Origin of the sequence: Planococcus salinarum, assembly GCF_007004625.1 — a bacterium.
Taxonomy (GTDB): domain Bacteria; phylum Bacillota; class Bacilli; order Bacillales_A; family Planococcaceae; genus Planococcus; species Planococcus salinarum.
The window spans coordinates 50,634-70,811 of record NZ_VIFV01000007.1 but is presented as its reverse complement, the minus strand read 5'-3'; the positions used below and the strand labels follow the sequence as shown (position 1 = coordinate 70,811).

The 20,178-nt window shown below is 48.0% G+C and carries 17 protein-coding genes; 13 read left to right on the top strand and 4 right to left on the bottom strand.

Features of this window, described 5'->3' with window-relative positions; translation table 11 throughout:
- Positions 1-756: 756 nt before the first annotated feature.
- The 6 genes from DIJ65_RS06025 to mntR all read left to right on the top strand — a co-directional run bounded on the left by DIJ65_RS06025 (position 757) and on the right by mntR (position 5,708).
- Entirely contained in the window at positions 757-1,317 is a 561-nt protein-coding gene (locus DIJ65_RS06025; RefSeq protein WP_117299988.1) for an MEDS domain-containing protein, read from the top strand.
- 258 nt (positions 1,318-1,575) lie between these two features.
- The gene (locus tag DIJ65_RS06020) at positions 1,576-2,391 is read left to right on the top strand and encodes an STAS domain-containing protein (protein ID WP_117299990.1); all 816 of its coding nucleotides are present in this window, start codon (positions 1,576-1,578) and stop codon (positions 2,389-2,391) included.
- A 225-nt stretch (positions 2,392-2,616) separates the two neighbouring features.
- Positions 2,617-3,357: a metal ABC transporter ATP-binding protein gene (locus tag DIJ65_RS06015; protein ID WP_117299992.1), complete on the top strand. Its 741-nt coding sequence runs from the start codon at positions 2,617-2,619 to the stop codon at positions 3,355-3,357.
- 1 nt (position 3,358) lies between these two features.
- Positions 3,359-4,228, top strand: a complete 870-nt coding sequence (locus DIJ65_RS06010) for a metal ABC transporter permease (protein ID WP_117299994.1) — start codon at positions 3,359-3,361, stop codon at positions 4,226-4,228.
- Between the two features lie 16 nt (positions 4,229-4,244).
- Positions 4,245-5,183: a metal ABC transporter substrate-binding protein gene (locus DIJ65_RS06005; RefSeq protein WP_117299996.1), complete on the top strand. Its 939-nt coding sequence runs from the start codon at positions 4,245-4,247 to the stop codon at positions 5,181-5,183.
- 105 nt (positions 5,184-5,288) lie between these two features.
- Positions 5,289-5,708: a transcriptional regulator MntR gene (gene mntR, locus DIJ65_RS06000; RefSeq protein ID WP_117299998.1), complete on the top strand. Its 420-nt coding sequence runs from the start codon at positions 5,289-5,291 to the stop codon at positions 5,706-5,708.
- Between the two features lie 200 nt (positions 5,709-5,908).
- On the opposite strand, the gene DIJ65_RS05995 is transcribed toward mntR, so the two are convergent.
- Positions 5,909-7,429, bottom strand: coding sequence for a multicopper oxidase family protein (locus tag DIJ65_RS05995; RefSeq protein ID WP_117300001.1), 1,521 nt, complete (start codon positions 7,427-7,429; stop codon positions 5,909-5,911).
- 493 nt (positions 7,430-7,922) lie between these two features.
- Between DIJ65_RS05995 and DIJ65_RS05990 the strand changes: the two genes are divergently transcribed.
- From DIJ65_RS05990 to DIJ65_RS05975, 5 genes are all read left to right on the top strand, one after another.
- Positions 7,923-8,129 carry a hypothetical protein gene (locus tag DIJ65_RS05990; RefSeq protein WP_071151836.1) on the top strand — a complete coding sequence of 69 codons (207 nt, stop codon included), beginning with the start codon at positions 7,923-7,925 and terminating at the stop codon, positions 8,127-8,129.
- Positions 8,130-8,309: 180 nt separating this feature from the next.
- Positions 8,310-8,690: a hypothetical protein gene (locus tag DIJ65_RS05985; RefSeq protein WP_117300003.1), complete on the top strand. Its 381-nt coding sequence runs from the start codon at positions 8,310-8,312 to the stop codon at positions 8,688-8,690.
- A 106-nt stretch (positions 8,691-8,796) separates the two neighbouring features.
- On the top strand, positions 8,797-8,961 hold the full coding sequence (locus DIJ65_RS16265) for a hypothetical protein (protein ID WP_154706051.1): 165 nt from the start codon (positions 8,797-8,799) through the stop codon (positions 8,959-8,961).
- Between the two features lie 417 nt (positions 8,962-9,378).
- Positions 9,379-10,881, top strand: coding sequence for a phytoene desaturase family protein (locus DIJ65_RS05980; RefSeq protein WP_071151833.1), 1,503 nt, complete (start codon positions 9,379-9,381; stop codon positions 10,879-10,881).
- A gap of 201 nt (positions 10,882-11,082) precedes the next feature.
- Entirely contained in the window at positions 11,083-11,952 is an 870-nt protein-coding gene (locus tag DIJ65_RS05975; protein WP_071151832.1) for a peptidylprolyl isomerase, read from the top strand.
- A 249-nt stretch (positions 11,953-12,201) separates the two neighbouring features.
- Here the strand turns inward: DIJ65_RS05975 and DIJ65_RS05970 are convergent, their stop codons facing one another.
- A complete protein-coding gene (locus DIJ65_RS05970) occupies positions 12,202-13,284 on the bottom strand; it encodes an AI-2E family transporter (RefSeq protein ID WP_071151831.1) in 1,083 nt (360 codons plus the stop codon).
- A 266-nt stretch (positions 13,285-13,550) separates the two neighbouring features.
- On the opposite strand from DIJ65_RS05970, the gene DIJ65_RS05965 reads away from it, so the two are divergent.
- Complete coding sequence (locus DIJ65_RS05965) at positions 13,551-17,723, top strand: tetratricopeptide repeat protein (RefSeq protein ID WP_117300005.1); 4,173 nt, start codon at positions 13,551-13,553, stop codon at positions 17,721-17,723.
- A gap of 69 nt (positions 17,724-17,792) precedes the next feature.
- Here the strand turns inward: DIJ65_RS05965 and DIJ65_RS05960 are convergent, their stop codons facing one another.
- Together DIJ65_RS05960 and DIJ65_RS05955 are read right to left on the bottom strand one after the other, a co-directional pair.
- Positions 17,793-18,716, bottom strand: a complete 924-nt coding sequence (locus DIJ65_RS05960; RefSeq protein ID WP_117300007.1) for a prenyltransferase/squalene oxidase repeat-containing protein — start codon at positions 18,714-18,716, stop codon at positions 17,793-17,795.
- 38 nt (positions 18,717-18,754) lie between these two features.
- Positions 18,755-19,234: a flavodoxin family protein gene (locus tag DIJ65_RS05955; protein ID WP_117300009.1), complete on the bottom strand. Its 480-nt coding sequence runs from the start codon at positions 19,232-19,234 to the stop codon at positions 18,755-18,757.
- 175 nt (positions 19,235-19,409) lie between these two features.
- Here DIJ65_RS05955 and DIJ65_RS05950 point away from each other — a divergent pair, with 175 nt between their 5' ends.
- Complete coding sequence (locus DIJ65_RS05950) at positions 19,410-20,162, top strand: DUF6920 family protein (RefSeq protein WP_117300011.1); 753 nt, start codon at positions 19,410-19,412, stop codon at positions 20,160-20,162.
- Positions 20,163-20,178 lie beyond the last annotated feature (16 nt).

Sequence of the window (20,178 nt, the reverse complement as noted above, 5' to 3'; positions counted from 1 at the left end):
TACGTAATACTTTGTAAATAGATTCATTTATTACATTTACTGTTTTTTTTGATAGTTCACCGCCTCAAATCGAAGAGCGAATGGGTGAAGAAATCGCTGAACGCGGGAATAATCTTTTGAACGCGGAAATATTTTGCTGAACGCGGGAATAATCTCCTGAACGCGGAAATATTTCGCTGAACGCGGAAATAATCTCACGAACGCCGATATCCGCCAATCCGCAGGCCCGATAACCCCGAATAGCAGGTTGGAAAGCGGACATCAGGATTGACTTTGGTCAATAACGCATCAAAAGCTAAGTTCAAAAGAAAAATGGATGCTTTTCGCTGGCGAAAAGCGAAAAAACACAAGAAATTGATCAGAAGAAAAGTGGTTTTCAAGAGCTGGCAGGACGTTGGAGCAGAAGCAAGGGTTCCCGGCAACTAAAAAACGCAGAGGAGGCGGCGGCACTCTCTGCGTTTTTTGGTTGCCTCAACCCATACCCGGCAGTTCATGCACCTTCGCTTCGTCTTTTGTGAATTCCGTTATGTCCCTTTTCAACTCATCTTCATCTTCAATCTCTTCTTTGCCTACATAAGGCCCCCGTCTGCTGCCCGCAGCCTGCCACGGGGGAATCCGAGAATGAGAGATAAGGGTAGACTACTCCTGAATAATGATATATATTATAATGATTGATTTCCTTATCGTCTTTTATTTGAATGAAAAACTGAGTTGCACTTGAGGAAATGAAACAAATGCATAGACAGGAGGAAATGGGTGGAAAAAAGAATTCCAGCTCTTACATCTGCGATGCGTCAAACAGATGGAGCACACATCTTTTATCTGAGTGAAGAAAAAGAGTCTTATATCAACAATGTGTTGGTCTTTATCCTGGATGGGATCCGAAATGGCGATTATATATTGATAATTGAAAACCCGCGGCTTACCCCGTTGATTTATCGTCGCCTGGAATCTCTGGTGACAGCAGAGGAATTGAAGTCGGTGCGCTTTGCCAATAACTTCGAATTCTATTGGAGAGAAGGGAATTTTCTTCCGGTCTCAATTGTTCAATACTTTAAAGATGCCCTCAATACGGCTGCAGGCGAAGGCCAGTTTTTCCGTACATGGGGCCATATTGAATGGGGAAGCCGGGAGGACCTTGAAAAAGAGATTCTCACATATGATAAAACGGCAAATCAATTCATTTCGGCAAATAAACTGATTGCAGTTTGTGCCTATGACGCACCCCGGCTCTCGGAACAGCTGCAAGCGCAATTGCGTGCGCGCCACAGCTATCTGATGGAAGATGACGGGATTAACGAAACAAGCGTTTCCTGATGGGGGAAGCACTGAAATCACGCAAAAGAGATAGGGTTTGAGGTTTTCCTTTGGATATGGATGTGCACTTTCGCTTCACTTGGCGGAGTGCTTTTTTTTGTGACGGAATTCCGGAAGTGGAAGAAGGTTCGTTCCCTGTGTTCCGGGAACTGTTTCCGCCGATGGTTTCGCACGGTCCCTCGCGGGGAATAATAAAAAAATAATCACTTTATATAACTTTTATACAACGGCTGATAGGCTGAGTGTAAGGAGAGAGGAATGGACACTATACTTTACAAAATAGCTGAATTCATCAAAGAGGAAAATAAATCCCTGACCGAAAATCTGTTGCGGCAGGCAACGAATCAATTGCAACTTGAGCTGACCGAAGAACAGCTGGCAAAACATTACGAGCTTATCGGGCTCCTTTTGGATAAGGTTTCGATAGGATTGCTGAGTACCCGCCAGGAGACACAGGAGATGGAACTGGATTATGATATTGATCGGTTCTTTTACTATGACGGCACCCTGCTGAAAAAAACGGTAGAAATCATCAGCACATTCCGGCTGTCGCTGCTGCAGGAAATTCAGAACAGGGGCTTGCTCGAAAGCAGCGATGCCAGTGAAGTTTCCCGGCTTTATCACCATGTCATATATATTTTTGATGACGCCATCCGGAAGACAACAAAGAATTTTAATCTGGAGAACCAAAAAATACTTGCTGCAAATGAACAGGAGATCATGGAATTGGCCGCCCCCATTGTTCCCATTAAAAGTGGAATAGGCATTATGCCGCTCATCGGTGAGTTTACCGATTCAAGAGCTGTTTATCTGTCGAAGGAAGTCATTCCCAAAATAGTCGATATGGACATTGAACGACTCGTAATCGACTTTTCCGGAATCCACCACTTCGATACGAATGTCGCGCAGCAGATTTTTCAAATACGGGACATCCTGCAGCTTCTTGGGATCCAGCCGGTGGTGACAGGGATCCGTCCGGTAATCGCTCAAACCGCTGTCAGTTTGGGCATCAATATGAGCGACATCCAAACTTATGGGACTGTGAAAGAATTTTTGGAAGTCATGGAAAGTTAAACGGAATTGAAAGATTGATAGAAAACTGGCACCGGATCAATTTCGGTCATCTGTGCCCCAACTAAATGCTGACATAAAAAGGAAGACCTCAGGCCGAACAATCGGCTGAAGGTCTTCTTTTTGCTTTTCCATTTACATTTCGCGGAGAAAAGGATAGACTAAGAAAAAAGTTTCCTTTAGGAAAAACAATTTTGAATAGGAAAAATGATGTCAGGAGGGAAGTAAATGGTTGCTGTACTGGAATTAAAAAATGTCCATGTATCCTACAATGGGAAATCGGCGCTTCAGGGGGTCAATTTCTCTGTTGAAGCCGGGAATGTCCTGGGAATCATCGGGCCAAATGGCGCTGGAAAATCGACCCTGTTGAAAGCGTTATTGAAACTGGTTGCGATTGATCAGGGGAAGATAGAAATTTTCGGGAAATCGTTGGAAGAAAATCGCGAAAAAATCGCATATGTCCCACAACGGAGCGAGTTTGACTGGGATTTTCCCATCCATGTTCTGGACACGGTCTTAATGGGGACGTATCCCAAGCTCGGAGTTTTCAAACGTCCAAAGAAAAAGGACAGGGAATTTGCCTACGATTGTCTGGAAAAGGTGGGGATGGAGCACTTTCATAATCGGCAAATAGGTGAACTGTCAGGTGGACAGCAGCAGCGTGTATTCCTTGCCAGGGCGCTTGCCCAAAATGCCGATCTTTTCATTTTGGATGAACCTTTTGTCGGTATCGACATGGTCAGCGAAGAAACGATTGTCAAACTGTTGAAAGATCTGCGTGATGAAGGAAAAACGGTGGTGGTTGTCCACCACGATCTAAGCAAAGCGACCGAATACTTCGATGAGCTGCTTTTGCTGAACAACCAGGTCATTCATACCGGCAAGCCCAAGGAAGTAATGCGTCCGGAGATTATGCTCAAAGCTTATGAAAAGGAATTATCCTTTTTGCATGAAGCGGGGGTGAACTGACATGGCTTTTATAGAAGGACTGATCGAATATGACTTTCTCCAAAAAGCATTGTTGACTTCCATCATGGTGGGTATTGTTTGCGGTGTGATCGGCTGTTTTATCATTTTGAGAGGAATGGCTCTCATGGGGGATGCAATCTCCCATGCCGTTTTACCGGGTGTGGCGATTTCTTATGCTGTGGGAATCAATTTTTTCTTCGGCGCTGTATTCACAGGAGTGCTGACAGCAATCGGTATCGGCTTTGTAAGCCAGCACAGCCGCATCAAACAGGATACATCGATCGGCATAATGTTTACCGCAGCTTTTGCTTTGGGCGTGATTCTCATCACGGTGCTCGAGAGCAGCACGGATCTGTACCACATCTTGTTCGGGAATGTATTGGCTGTCCGTCCTTCGGATGTATGGATTACGTTGGCCATAGGGTTAATCGTATTGGTTTCTGTATACGTTTTTTACAAGGAACTGCTCGTTACCTCTTTTGATCCAACCATGGCCGAAGTCTACGGGCTTCCGGTCCGGCTCATTCATTATTTCTTAATGACGCTTCTTACGATGGTGACCGTGGCTTCCCTGCAGACAGTCGGCATTGTGCTCGTAGTCGCCATGCTGATCACTCCGGCAGCCACAGCGTATTTGCTGACAGACCGTCTGTCGGTAATGATATTTCTGTCAGCTGCCATCGGTGCCAGTGCTGCGGTGATCGGATTATATTTCAGTTTCACTTATAATTTGGCATCCGGCGCTACGATCGTCCTTGCGGCGACGGCAATATTTTTTGCAGCTTTTCTTTTGTCACCGAAACAGGGAATTTTGTGGAAGAAAATAAATGCCCGAAAGAACCGTAACGAATTGATGGGTAAAAATATTTAAAAAGAGGAGAATATCTATGGTAAAGAAGAGAATTATATTATTCACAAGTTTGGTTTTACTGTTTGTCCTGGCAGGATGTGCAAACTCAAAAGAGGGAGAAACGGATGCAGCGGAAAACAAACTGCAGGTGGTGGCGACGTATTCCATCATTTATGACATTGTCCAAAATATTGGAGGAGACAGAGTGGAAATTCACAGTTTGGCTCCGATCGGCTCCAATCCGCATGAATATGAACCGCTGCCGTTGGATGTGCAAAAAACTACGGATGCAGATGCCGTATTCTACAATGGCCTCAATCTCGAAGAAGGCAATTCCTGGTTTGAAAATTTGATGGGGACCGCCGGAAAAGCCGGGGATGACGCTCCTGTCTTCCGTTTGAGCCAGGGCATCGAACCGATGTTTTTAACCACAGAAGGCAAAGAAGGGGAAGAAGATCCCCATGCTTGGCTCGATATCCAAAACGGTATTAAATATGCGGAAAATGCAAAAGACGCCCTCATCGGGATTGATCCGGAGCATGCAGAAGAGTACGAAAAAAATGCGCAGGACTATATAGGGGAATTGGAGGCGCTTCATGAGAAAGCCGTTGAACGCTACAGTCAGATTCCGGAAGAGCAGCGCATTTTTGTAACGAGTGAAGGTGCATTCAAATACTTCAGCGAAGCTTATGACTTCACCGCGGAATATATTTGGGAAATTAATCAGGAAAACCAGGGAACTCCGCAACAGATCACCCGTATTCTGGATCTTATTGAAGATCGGGAGATTCAAGGGCTATTTTTGGAAACCAGCATCGATCCCCGCAGTATGGAGATGGTTTCAAGGGAAACGGGCAGAGACATCAAAGGGAAGGTGTTTACGGATTCCATTGGCAAGCCGGGAGAAGACGGGGATACGTACCTGAAAATGATGGAATGGAACATCGATATGATTTTTGAGGGGTTAACGGACTGAGGCCATGAAAGTGGAATCCGTATGAAAAGGTTTTATGGAATGCGCGCATCATGATGCGATAGACAACCATTGAAGCAAAATGATACGCCAAAAGGGGCGGATTCGATGCCAACTATTAATATGGAAGATTATTTGGTAAAGATATACACATTAAATGAGAAAAAGGGGTACGCAAAGGCTGCCGATGTGGCCTCTTTACTGGGGGTCCTTCCTTCTTCCGTTTCCAAAATGATGAGAAGGCTGGATGAAGAAAAACTCGTTTCCTACGAAAGGTATCGCGGTTTCAAACTTACACCCAAAGGGAGCGGCATAGCCAAAGACATTGCGGATAAACACCAGACGCTGGAGCGGTTGTATTGCACCCTGGAAATCCCGGGCCGGAATATGCAGCAGGAGATTGAAGGAATTGAACATCATATCGGGAAGGAAACAGCATTTTGCATAAGCAGTCTGGTTCAATTTTTGGAGGCCAACCCTGATGTGAAAAATTCCTATTTAGCCTTTCGCACCGAAACAACCCGGTAATTCAGGGATTATGGGAGTAACTTTTTGTGCTTCCGGTAATGAGGAAAACAGTAAACGATCATTTTGTAAGTGCGCTATGTTGAATCCAGACAGAAAAAAACACCTCCAGTCAGTCGCTGTTCCTGCGTGCGACGATGGGGGTGTTTTTTTTTGTTTTATTGGAGGAGGCCATTTCACTTTCTGGTCTGGTCGTTGAAGTGTCAGTACACTTCGACTTGCCCCATCATGCCGTTATCTTCATGTTCCAAAATGTGGCAGTGGAAAACGAAAACGCCTTTTTCCGGGAACGTGACGAGCAACTTCACCCGTTCACCGGGTTCAACCAGCACGCTGTCTTTCAAGCCTTGTTCGTTCGGTTCCGGCTCCTTGCCATCGCGGGAAATGATCTTGAACTGGGTGCCGTGAATATGGAAGGGGTGGCTCATGCCGCCCATCATATCGGACCGGTTATAGATTTCCCACACTTCTGTGACACCTTGTTCCTGGCGCATGTCAATGCGATCCATATCGAATTTTCTCCCATTGATCGTCACCATATCCGCCATCCCGAACAACTCGATTTCCTTTGAGACAGGCATGGTTTTTTCCTGTTGGGTCAAAAATGGCTCTTCAGAGGTCCACAATTCGGCAGAGTCTGCAGGAGAATCAGCGAGAGCCACATCAAAGGGGAGCAATATCGTCCCTTCCTCGTTGATGATGGCGAGGGATTCTTCTTTAGTCATCGCCGAAAAGTCGATGAGAATTTCAGCGCGTTCCGAAGCGGCCAGAGTCAGCGTGTCGGTTTCAACGGGTTCATCCAGCAGGCCGCCGTCAGAAGCGATTTGTGTGAAGTTTGCGCCATTGCTTAACCGGAACGTATAATTCCGCGCATTAGCTCCGTTCAATAACCGGAAACGCATGACGGGTTCCGTGATGGTCAGTTTCGGGTTAATGGTTCCGTTGACGATGGAAATGTCACCTAAAGTGCCGTCCAGGTTCATCAGCCTGCGATAGTTCAATTGCTTGTCTTCATCAAACAGGCGGTCCTGGAAAATGAGCGGGATGTCATCAACGCCGTACTCATCCGGAAGCTCTGAATCAGAGCCGGAGGCCTCGCCGATGAGCAACATTCCCGACAGGCCTTTGAATACCTGTTCAGCTGTCGTGCCGTGGACATGGGGATGATACCAAAGGGTGGCGGCGGGCTGATCCGCTTCCAAAGTGATGATTTGGCTGTCGCCCGGCTGGATGATTCCATGGGGACCGCCGTCTATTTCACCGGGAACTTCAAGGCCGTGCCAATGGAAAGTGGTAGGCTCATCCAAATCATTTGTGATTTTGACATCGACCCTTTCGCCTTCCTCCAGCATAAGTGTGGGGCCAAGCAAATCACCATTATATCCGTATGTGTCAGTCGAAATGCCTTCGAAAAATTCAGTGGTGCCCTGTTGGGCGGTAACTTCGTAATCGAAGTCCTGCCCTTGCTGTTTTTCCAATACAGGAGGAATCGACAGTTCCCGGATTCCTTCAGAAGATTCGAGGGAGGGAACAAACCCAGCCATCCTCGCACCCGGCATACCGCCCATGCCCCTCTCATTCAGGCCTTCCTGATTTCTGCCGTCCTGGCCGCCCATGTGTCCATTATTCATCGGGGAGTCCTGGGGCTGTCTGGTATTATCAGTGCCGATGCAGCCGGCTAATAGAAAACTGAGGGCAAATGAACCTAAAATAACTTTTTTCATTTCCGTCACTTCCTTTCATAGCAATTTGTGAGTTTATTCATTCACTATATTCCCAAGTTGTGCAAAAAGAATGGAGAAACGTAGGGATAAAGGATGTTTAATGATTAACAAAGATGCAGGATTAATGCTGTATTTTATTATATGCCGCAGGGAACAAAAAAACCTGAATAGAAGTCCACGAAAAAACACTCTGCTAATGCTCTTTACATTTATTGGGTATTGGGGTAGTCTGTTAGTAACAAAGAAAGACAAAAAAATATTATTTTAAAAAAACAGTGGATTTATAGTCCTGTTTTATCGAAAAAATATTTTTCTGTAAGTGTGATAAATGTCACAGCGCCAATCACCTGAATAGGGTAGGGTGAAAGTGAGAAAAATACGGTGTTCAGTAAAAACCTCAGCTCTGAAACCGCCTGGGTAGACGCTTGAACCATGGAACCGAAAAGCCAGCAGCCAGAAGAAGACAACGACAATGAAACTGGAGGTAACTGAAATGTTATTAAAAGAAGTAGATTTTAAGCTTCTCGACTTTGTCCAAACTGCCGACGGAAAATGGTTCTCCATCGGCTTTATGGACAATGTACACAAAAAAACGCTTTCCAAACGGACCGTCCACTCCATGTATGAAAAAGGGCAAATCGTAAAGATATCAGAAGAAATTGAAGGCAGAACAGTGGTTGAGAATTTCACCCATCAGTAAATGGAATTAGAGCAACATTCCATTCGGCAGACTTTAGACTGTATGAATCATTGAATAAGGGTGAGGACGATAAATTTCCCTTAACAATAATGGGTCCGGTGATCCATAAACAGTCCGTTGGTCTGATCGGTTCCTTCTATAAAAAGAAATCTGACCAGAAGTGGAAAGGAGAACTGAAAAATGGCAGATAAAAAGTTGGTTTCTCAGAATTCAATCACTTATCTCTTCCTGAAATCCAAAGATGTGCAAAAGGAAAATGGTTTGAGCTCCATCACTTTATTCGCCAGACTGGCACGTGAAATTACCCGTTTCAAGGGCAGGGAGAAGGAGACGCAAGTTGAAACACTCTGGGTCCAGATTGATGACGTGGATATGGAAGAGGCAACCGAAAAAGTAAAGGCCATGCCAAATTGTCTGGAAAAATACGAGATATCTGAAAAAGTTTTCCGGCACTTGCTGCAACTGTCCCAACATTGTCCGGACGAATTGTATGGTATTACCCCCTGTTATATGAAAGCCCACCGCGAGAAGTTCCTCTCGTGGCAAAAGCTGGAGCAATGATTCCAGAAAGGCTGACCGGCTTGTGCAGCCATACAGAGGGTTCGCACGAAACGATAAAGAATCCGATGAAAAAATCCAGCTTCATAAACGAAAGGATGAATATCTTATGGAAGAATATCAATCTGCGGAATTGAAAGATACATTCAAGTGGGAGATGCGTGGCTACGAGGAATACATTGCGGGATACAAATTGTATAAACGATTGAAGAAAAAGTGGGATGCCATTGAAAAAGAGGAAACAATGGATATCCGCCAGAAAATCCGTAGCTGATTTTCGGAGAAGAGGGTACCTGGTCGGCTGAGAAGCCAGTGCAGAAAACCGGGAACAGACCTGTAAAAAAGCTTGAGGATCCATATAAGATGCGTAAGGACGATGCCACTAAAATGGGATGGTCCTTTTTTTGCTGGCTGAATCACAGTGGGCTACCAATTTATACGTATACAACGGGTAAGGCAAGTGTTCACCCATTCCATTGAATAAAGTGTATAATTACTATACAAAAACTATATAAAAAGTTTTTATGGTTTCTATGCAGGGAATAAGAAGGAGAACAGCAGTGGGCTGAAGAAAGCTCATGAAGAAGGTATATTGGAGCTATAAGCAAGAGGGTATCGCAATGTCTTTGATGGGGTGAGATCAAAGGATTCGATGCGCTGAAAAAGATGAGGGAAGAAAGGCGGTACATATATGGGGAATGTTACTAAATCGGTGATCGTCATCGGTGGGGGTCTCGGCGGCTTGTCTGCGGCGATTTCTCTTGCGCAAAAAGGGTATTCGGTTTCATTGTATGAAAAGAACGACCATATCGGCGGGAAAGTGAACCGTCTGGAACAGGACGGGTTCGGCTTTGACCTGGGGCCGTCCATTTTAACGATGCCTCATATTTTCGATAAATTGTTCCAGGGTAGCGGCAAGCGGATGGAAGATTATGTGCCGATCAAGCGGCTGGAGCTGGAATGGCGTTCGTTCTTTCCGGACGGCACAGTACTGGATCTGTACCGCGACCTCCACTTGATGGAGCGGGCTAATCCCGCGCTGACCCACGGAGATATGAAGGAGTATTATGCGTTGTTGAAATATGCACAGCGTATCTACAAGACGACAGAACACAGCTACTTAAAAGAAGGCTTCGAGTCACCGAGAGAGGCGGTTGCGCAAAACGGCATCCTTGCAACGCTGATCGGATTCGATTTGACGTCGACGATGTACAGCGCGATTGCGAAACGCATCAGCAACCCGCATTTGCGCGACATGTTGTCCTATTACGTCAAATACGTCGGTTCTTCTCCCTACAGCGCGCCTGCGGTCCTCAATATGATGATTTATATGCAACATGCCCAGGGCTGCTGGTATGTAGTAGGCGGCACGCATAAACTGGCGGAAGGCCTGACGAAGCTTGCGGTAGAGGAAGGCGTTCAACTCCATACAGGAATGGGCGTTGTCCGTGCGCACACGAGCAAAGACAAAGGAATTGCGGGAGTCGAGCTCGAAGATGGTTCGGTCAAAACCGCTGATTATTATGTTTCGAACATGGAAGTCATTCCGTTTTACAAAAAAATGGTGGACGTTGACGACAAGTTTGTCACGAAACTGGTGAACAAATACGAACCCTCGAGCTCCGGCCTTGTGCTGCATCTCGGTGTCAAAAAAACCTATCCGTTCCTGAACCACCACAACTTCTTTTTTTCGGAGAACCTGCACGAGCAGATGGACAAAGTATTCGAAAAACACGAACTGCCGGACGATCCGACCATTTATCTGGTCAACGTCAATAAAACCGATCCAACGCAGGCGCCACCCGGACACGAAAACATCAAAATCCTGCCGCATATTCCCTATATACAGGAGGAGCCGTTTACACCGGAAGAATATCTGGCGTTTGAAGAACGCGTCCTGGACAAGCTCGAACGCATGGGCCTGCACGGCCTGCGCGACAATATCGTGACACGCGACGTCTGGACGCCGCATGATATTGAACGTACCTATGGATCCGACCGCGGCGCGATTTACGGCACCGTTTCCGACAAAAAACGGAACGGCGGCTTCAAGCACAAAAAACAAAGTGAGCTCTTCGACAATCTGTACTTCGTCGGTGGCACCGTCAACCCGGGCGGCGGAATGCCGATGGTCACATTGAGCGGCCAGCAGGTGAGCGACAAGATTGTAAAACGCGATCAGGCAGGGAAGTAAAACTGAATTGCATTTATGGTGAGGAGGAGCTTTTAATACAGCTTCTCCTTTTTTTGTGTTCAGACAAGCAGGTGATTGTGGTTTCCCTAAAGTCATGCCGCAAGTCGGCAAACTGTTCATCTTTGTTAATGCATCGGTCATAGTTTGTTCATAAACGCCTGCTAAGGTGAGGGTACAGACAAAAGGAAAGAGGGATGGTAAATGAAACAAGCCATGTACATTGCAATCGGAATCATCGCCGCATCGGTCGTATTCCTGATAGTCGGATTTAATAAAGAAGAAGTCGTTGCGACCGTCAACGGAGAAGAAATCGAACAGGATGCACTTTATGAGAAAATGGTGCAGACAAATGGAGCAGAAGCGTTGGATGTTTTGATTTCCAATGAAATCATACGCCAGGAAGCTGAGGAAGCGGACATTACCGTAACTGAAGAAGAGCTGGAAGCGGAATTGGTGGAATATGAAGAAATGTACGGCGGTGCCCAGGGGCTGGAAGCAGCCATTGCAGAAAGCGGCCTGACAATGGAAGATCTCAAAACCGAGATGGAGCACTTTTTGAAAATCGAAAAAATGATTGGTCCTGACATCGAGATCACCGATGAGGCAATAGAAACGTATTTCAAAGAAAACCAGGAATCACTTGGTCAAGGAGTAAAAGTCGAAGCCAGCCACATTTTAACTGAAACAAAAGAGCAAGCTGGAGAAGTTGCGAAGAAACTGGCTGATGGCGGCGACTTTGCAGAACTTGCCACAGAATACTCACTTGATGCGGCATCTGCCGAAAACGGCGGGGAACTTGGCAGTTTCGGAAAAGGTGCAATGGCACCTGCATTTGAAGAGGCAGCATTTGCCATGGAACCCGGTGAAATCAGCGAACCGGTAGAAACGGAATTCGGTTACCACATCATCAAAGTAACAGACAAAACCGAAGCTTCTGAAGCCACACTGGAAGACAGCAGAGAGCAGATCAAAGAGATATTATTCGATGAAGCATTGAATGCACAATATGCAGCGTGGCTGGCTGAAAAACAGGCAGCCTACGACATCGAAACAAAATTAAACCAGGGCTGATGGTCAAGAAACAGTTAGTTTCTTAAGTCCGGCAGGCGGCTCGACACATAATGTTTGTGGCCGAAGAAGCCGTAATGAGAAATATGATGGAACAACCCAATAGAATGAAAGAAAAAATACCTCCGGCGTCGTATGCAGTTAAAACGACTCACCGGGGGTATTTTTTTCAGGGTTCAAAAGATTCTTTCTGTTCAGAGGGATATCAGTCAAAATCATTGTAACCGGAAAGAGAACTGGCGTATGGAATTTTCAGCGCAGTTCCGGATACTTCAAGCGGATCAGGCGGTAAAGATTCTCCACTATGGCCTTGCCGACAGCATAAACCGGAATGACAAGGATCATGCCGATGATTCCGGCAAAACTCCCGCCGATATAGAGAAGAAAAATTATTGTCACCGGATGCACTTCGAGCTTATGGCCCATGACATTCGGCGAGATGAGATTGCTCTCCACCTGCTGGATGATGAGGATGGCGATTGCGGTCCAAAACGCCAGCAGCGGCTCCTGGAAAAACGCCACGATCAGCACTGGCACAGCGCCGATGAATGGGCCCAGAAATGGTATGAGGTTTGTGAACATCGAGACAAGCGCAAGGATGACCGCGTATTCCAAGCCGAGCAGCATATAAGCGACCAGGCTGAGTGCACCGACAAACAAGCTGACAATCGCCTGCCCCTGAATATAAGCGCTCAAATTATCGTCCATATCCTGTAGGATTTTCCGTCCATCATCGCGTGAATCCTGCGGCAGGATTTTCAGAAAGCTGTCAGGCAGCCGTTCGCCATCCTTCAGCAGGAAAAACAGAACAAACGGAACGATGATCAGTTTGGACATTAAACTGATGAAACTGCCAAGAAAATCGATGATATTTGCACCGAAGCTTTCAAATGCAGCAGAAAAATTGTCCGTCAACGTCGATGGCTGAAGGGCCGGCATGACATCCTGTTCTTCGATATATTGCCACCAGTCACTTTCCAGCGCCATATTGATCCAGTGCTGCACACGTACGATAATGCTCGGGAAATTATTGATCAGTGTCATTACCTGGTTCGCCAATAGCGGGCCGAGCCAGCTGCCGAGAAGGAAAATGACAATGGTGAATAACATGAAAATCGACAGAATGGCTGATACCCGTCCCATGCGTTTTTCAAGCAACCGGACGAGCGGACGGAATATGTAATAGAGAATACCTCCGATAATGATTGTCGGAGCGATGGTCGAGAAGATGACGTGAAAAGGATAAAGAAGAAAGGGCATACGGGCCGCCAGATACAAAATGATCAGTATGAGAACAACGCTGTATAGAAATAGAAACCATCTAGTTTTCGGCATGCGCTGTCCCCCCGATTTTGGTTGCCTTTTTGCGGAAAAGCTCTTACTACCCTTATTGCCTGTGAGGGGGGTGGTTAAACACTCAGCAGGGTTTGTAAATAATGGGTTCAGGTCTTTTCGGTTAACCGCGGGTGGACTATCGGCACTAATATTTGTTCTTTAACTTGTAATTTTTCGCCACAAAACCATTGCGCCCTAGAATTTTCCAACATATAATAAGTCAACCGCAGTCATGGAGACATGGAAGAAACGAGGGCGCGTAAAATATGAGAGCAAATGACATAAAAACAATAGAGCAATTGATTGAGGCGATTCGGAGCTTATGGGCGGAGCGGTCGATCCGACGCTTGCGTGAGTGGCTGGCAGAATTGGAAACTGAAGATGATTATTACCGGTTGATTCGCTTGGCGGATCAGGCGCATCTATATAAATACAGCAATCTTCTCGCGACCCATGCCGATAAGCGTTTCGGCACGCTGCGTCCTTTTGCGTGGAACTGCATCCGTCTGTTGGAGACGGGGAAAAGCCTGGAGGCGGAAGAGCGCATGACGGCGCGGCTTCACGGTGTGGCGGAATCGAATTTTACGGCGGACGAACGGGCGTCGGCGCATATGCTGCTGTTCCGCGTATTCTGCCAGTTGAACCGTATGCCGGAAGCGAAAGAGCAATTGGAAAAAATTCAGGAAGCAAAAGGTTCATCATGGCCGGATTTCGAGGCGTTTTATTACTTGCACAGTGGCAAATGGGAACGGGCAGAAGAAATTTTAAGAATCGCGCTTTTGGACGGGACAGCGGAACGCAATGATTTTGTGCGAAGCTTATTGGCCGACCATTTGTCGATGACAGGCCGCCACAGCGAGGCGCTTGAGATGCTGCGGGGAGGGCAGGCAGCCTGTCCGGAAAACTGGTCGTTTTGGATGGAGCAGGTGATACAGCTTTTCCATCTGGGCCGTTACGAGGAAACGATTCGCCTGATGGAAGACATCAATGTGAAAAACCCGTATCACGACCACCGGGCTGCTTATGTTTATCTGACGGCGGAGTGCCTGTACAAGCTGGAGAAATGGGATGAGCTCGAAGCCTGGACCCGGCAACATCAGACGGTACTAGAACAGACGATTTACGGCAAAACGGCCATTCAGCGCGGCGGCATCCGGAAGCAGCTGGAACTGACGCCCAAGGTCCAGAAGCTCGATTATTGCGTGCCGGCATCGTTGTCGATAATGCTCGAGGCATTTGATATGGACATCGGCCAGGACGAAATCGCCGCGCACGTCTTTGATGTGACGGGTTCGAAGCTGCGGACGACGATGATGTATATGGAATCGCTCGGCTTGAAGGGGCAGTATTTTAAAGGCACTGTCGAGCTGTACAAAGGGATGATCGATGCCGGCTTGCCGGTGCTGCTGTCGATGCTGATCGAAAACAATGCCCATGTGCAGGTTTTGGTCGGCTATGACGACCGTTTGCAGTGCATGCTCATCCAGGATCCGAACGAGCAGATACCGTTTTTGGTGCCGTACGCGGACATGAAAGAGGTCTATAAAATGACCGATTCGCTCAGCATGGTCTTCGTCAAGAAACAGCAACTGCATATATTGGCAGAGCTGAACGAAGCGGAGCATCGTTTCTTTGAGCAGCTGTATGCATTTTTGGAAGAAGAGGAATTGGAAAGCGACGCGTTTATCGCTTTCTTAGAAGAACATATTGAAGAACGTTACGCTGCGGTGATCGGGATTTCGATTTTGTTTTCCGACCGGGCAAAAGCGCTTCACGGCAAATGGGTCGAGCGGCTGCGGCGTGAATTCGGGCCGAACGATGCGGCAGTGTCGCTGCTGGTGGCGCATATGCATTACCAGAAGGAGGAATTGCCGGAAGCGTTGGCGTACCTCGCTGCAGTCAATGAAAAGAACAGCCCGTATGCGCTGTTTTTACGGGGCGTCATCCTGTTGAGCCAGGACAGCCACGCACAGGCGATTCCGTATTTCAAAGCGTCAATCGAATTGGATCATTACCAGCCGGCTGCCTACAGCTATCTTGCTACCTGTTATATGGAAGCGGGCAAAATCCATCAGGCCTATAAATGGTCCCTGATTGCCATCAGGCAGATGCCAACGGATATTTACGCACAAATCACGCATGGACTGATCCAGTATGAGTCCGGCGCATATGCAAAATCGCTGGCGCGTTTCCGGAAATTGAGCGAAGAACATCCGGAAGACGGCTATTTCATCTATGAAATCGGCCGTTGCCTGTTGGCGCTTGGCAAAGAGGCGGAGGCAATCAGCTCCTTCGAGCGCTATATTGAAATGGCGCCGGCACTGCCTTATTCCTATCTGCGCATTGCCGAGATCCATATGGAGTCAGAAAACTGGCCGAAAGCGCTGTCCATCGTCAACCAGGGCCTCGATCACGCGGATAATAAAGACATACTTCACATCTACCGTGGGCATATCGCCGGCGAACAGGAGCAATTTGCAAAAGCGGAAGAGGAATACCGGAAAGCGCTCCAACTCGATCCGGATGATTTCTTGGCGGTGACCTTTATCGCCCACAGTCTCGTGAAGCAGGACCGGTTTGCAGCGGCTGTTGCATTGTTGGAACAGTATGCGGCAAAAGGCGATGCCGACTATTTTATCCACTCGTCAACGATGCTATGGGACGAATGGCCGGGATATACCGGAAAGGAACAGGCGGTCGCGCTGCTGGAAAAGGGGCTTGATAAGAAAGACCTTGAAGACTATAAAGACATGGCATTGCAATACGCGGATTTCGGCGGCCACCCTTTGTTCCGCAACCGTGTGCTGAGTCGGTTCAAGGAATTGCGGAAAACAGAAACGGATGCGACTTTGCTGTGCATCGAAGGGCAATTGCATGAAGAGGCTGGAAACGCTCATTTTGCCCGCATGCTTTACGAAGAAGCGCTGGAAAAAGAACCGAATGCACAGGCCCATTTCCAGCTCGGCATGCTGGAAGTGGAGGCGGACCGGCTGGAAGGGGCGATCCCACACTTTATTCGCAGTGCAGAACTCGATCCCGGCAATTCAGCGGTAGGGGAAGCGCTGGTCAAGACCTATACAGCGTTGGAAGATGTTCCTGCTGCCTTTGCGGCGGCCCTGATTTTATTGCAGCACGATCCGCTCGTACTCGATTTCAAGGAATTGTTTGAACTTGCTGTAACGGAGGAATCGGTCCAATTGGTTTCGAAGACGCTGGACGCGGTGGCTGACCAGGTGCCGGAAGAATGGCTGCTTGTCGGCAAGGCGCATTGCGCGGAAAAAGAAGGACGCATGGAGGAAGCGGAAGACTTGTTCGAGCAGGCCAAAGAGCTGAAAGGAGCGTATCCTTCCTATTACCAGCACACGGAATTCTGCGTGCGAAGAGGACAGCTGAAACGCGCAGCCTTGTTGCTGGAAGAACTGATTGCTGAGCGTCCGGAAGACGAACGGCTCTACGGGGAATATGTCCGCATCTATGCACAAATGGGCAAAACCCATGACATCAACAGGCGCCTGAAAAAACTTCTGAAAGAGGAAGAGCTGGGACTCGCACAAGCGCATTGCGCCGATGAGCTCGGAAAATGGTTTGTAGAAACCGAGGAACAAGCGGGACTGGAACACGAGCAAAAAAACGCAATCGGGAAATTGCTCCATGCAGCACAGCGGATCCGGGTGACGACGACTGTCTTTATCCTTTTTGGTGAAGCGAGAAAGCGGGCGCCGGAAAGTGAAGTGCCTGTGCTGCGGCATGCAGCGTTTTGCCTGGATCGTGGGATGCCTAAAGAGGCCATCGATGGATTGGAGCCGTTCGTAAAACGCACCGGCAATTACGAAGCAGCGAGCCTGCAGCTGGTGGCGACCATTCAACTGGCCACCGAAAAAGAATCGGAAAAACTTCTTTACAAAGCCATCAGTCTGGCGGAAAACCTGCATAAGCAGCAGCCGGCCGATGCGGCAGTTCTGATGTTGTGGGGCAACACATTGGCGGCAATGGAGGCAACGGATGAGGCGCTGGCGAAATATGAACACGCCATCCGCCTGGAACCGTTCAACGGAGAACCGTACGTCCGTATCCTGGAAATCCTGTCTGAGGAAAGAAAAGAAGAAGTGCCGGCTTTGCTGGCACGGATTCCCGAAGAACTGGAAAGGAACGAATGGATCCGGCTGGCGCGTGGCATGAGCCTTATGACATTGGGGGACGCGGCAGCGGGGCATGAACTCATCACCGCATTGACCGAAGAGGTGCCGGAGCTCTCGCCCGCTTTCTACGAGCTGGCACGCTGTGAAATGATGCTTGGCAATAAAGCGGAAGCAATCGCGGCGCTGCGTGAATTGTTCAGTAAAGATGATGGCGTGATGTTTGTGCTGGCCATCGGGGAAGAGCCATTGTTTGAAGCGATTGATGAGGATATAGATGAGCTTGTGGAGGAATTGGTATAGGGGGAAAATACGAAGGCACACTCAAAGGAGTGCGCCTTTTTTTGTCGGGAATAAAAAGGAAATAAGAAGTCAGCGATTCGAAACGGCAATGTCCTTGCTGATGATTTCATTGTAATAATCAGGGGCATAATGCTTCAGGACCATCAATCCTCTCAACGTGTTCATCGTCCCGATTCTTGTCGTTTCCATATGAAAATGAAGACGGCCTGTGAGTGTCGGTCCCCTGCTCAGATAGCCTTTTTCAAATTTCTTTTTGAGCAAATTTAATCCTTCCTCCAATGCCGGCACGTAAGGATAATTGATGGCTGCAAAATATACCAGCGCGCGCAGGACGTCATACTTCCATCTTGGGGGGAAGTGAAACTCGACGATATACGGCACGATGATTTCACCTGTCGATTCCCTGCGCATGAGGTTCCGTCGCAGCAAATACGCCTGGCCCGATTCGATCTGCCCTTTGATTGCGGGAAGCAGGTTGCGATAGCCTTCCTTTTCGTAATCGGCATAAGCTTCCAGCACGGACAGGGTGGTATGAATGGAGCTTCTTTTGCTGGGGCCATGAACGGCCGAGCAGTTCCATCCACCGTCCGGCATCTGCATCGTGAGCAAATACTGGACCATTTCATTGATAACGGGAGATGGATGCCTGCCGTATGTTAAAAGACTCACGAACATGGCTACGACGCAAACGTCATCTTCCACCTGTTGTTCGGGATTCCACATATGTTCGAGCAACGTTTCCAGGCCCTGCCGGTAAATGGAGTGCTGCGGATCGATTTCCAGCGATTGCAAATCCCGCATCGTATAAAATGTGGAAATCCATTTCGGACTGTAGATTCCGTTTCCCCACGTGTGCGTATCTTCGCTGTAACGGGAAAGAAATTCACCGATCCAACCGTCAGTTGTAAAAGGGGGCTGCTCCTCCAAAAGATGAATTTGGGTCTGCCTTTTGACAGCCGGGTCGCTGTCCAGCAAGAAATCCAGAATTCTCATCACGTACACCTCCCGCGACACCCAGTCGCATGCAGTGCTCAGGTTTGGTATTGGCTGCTGAACCGGTCGACGAGTGCGTCGATTTGCTGCTCTCTTTTTTTATTGGACCAGTTGATCACACCGGATGCTTGTATCTCTGCTCCTTTGGCGGTGAGTTGTTTTTTCATTTTCGACAGCGCCAGGCTGCCGCCCATCCACTTGTAAGGGAATTGCTCCGTCAGAAAGCAGGAGACATTATTTGTATCGAAATCGGGTATTTGTTTAAGATAGAGTGTAAAGCCGGGACACAGATTAAAAGCCTGTACCCACGCGCCGAAAATCAGCGCATCATACCCATTCGCGTCAGGAATATGATCCAGTTTAATGTTTTCGGGTTTCTGTGGTCCTTCCGGGGTCTCGGTGTTATGAAACCTTTTTAACGTAACCTCATGGCCATCGCTCTGCAGTTTTTCGCGAATCCTTCCACCGACCAGCAGTGTGTGTCCCGTCTGCGAATGCACGATAATTCCGATCTTCATGTCTTTTGCCTCCATTTCACTCAGTTTTTCAACGTGTGCCCGCGGCATGTGAAAGTGAGAATCGAATCAAACGGCTTTTATTTAATACCTACTTACTTCCATACGCCTGCGCAAATTCCTTTATTCATGTCAATAAAGATACGAAAACAGGGGAAACCAGAAAGGTGGAGTGAAAATGAAGAATGATGAGAATTTTGAAACGGGTGCGAGCCATGGACTGCCACATAAAGCAAGAGCGGAGATGCATGAGTCATTGCCTGCCGCCGTTAAAAATTGGCTCCAAGCAACGGGAGCCCTGGACCATGAGCCAATTCGAAGTGTTCGGCTGAAACAGACGGGGACGATCAAGCTGAAGCCGGAGCAGAAGGATTGGACCGCATCCGAATCGGAGCAAGTCAGCTACACCGATCCGCCCGCGTTCCGCTGGGATGTGAAGATGAAACTTGGGCCAGGAATCTACGTAACGGGAAAAGACAGTTTCGAACGCGGCAAAGGCAGCATGCGCATCAAACTCGGCGGCATCATGCCCATTTCGAAGACGATGGAAAACGAAAAGACCGACCAGTCGTCGCTCCAGCGCTACCTGATGGAACTGGGCTGGTACCCAAGCGCCGCAATCGGCCCGTATATTTCCTGGGAGGAAGAGGATGCCCACACCGCGATCGCTACGTTGAAGTATGCCGGCTTGAAAGGTTCCGCGACTTTTTACTTCGATGAACAATACGAATTGTGGAAAGTCGAGGCCTGGCGATATAAAGAGAGCGATGAAGATGCGCGGCTGGTGTTGTGCACCGGCGCCATCAAAGAACATCAGTGGGTGGACGGGCTTAAGGTGCCCGTGGAAATCGAGCTCAGCTGGCTGCTTGAACACGGCCCATTTACCTGGTATCGGTTCCGCGCAAGCGATATCCGCTTCAATGACAGATAGGTTTTTCGACATTGCG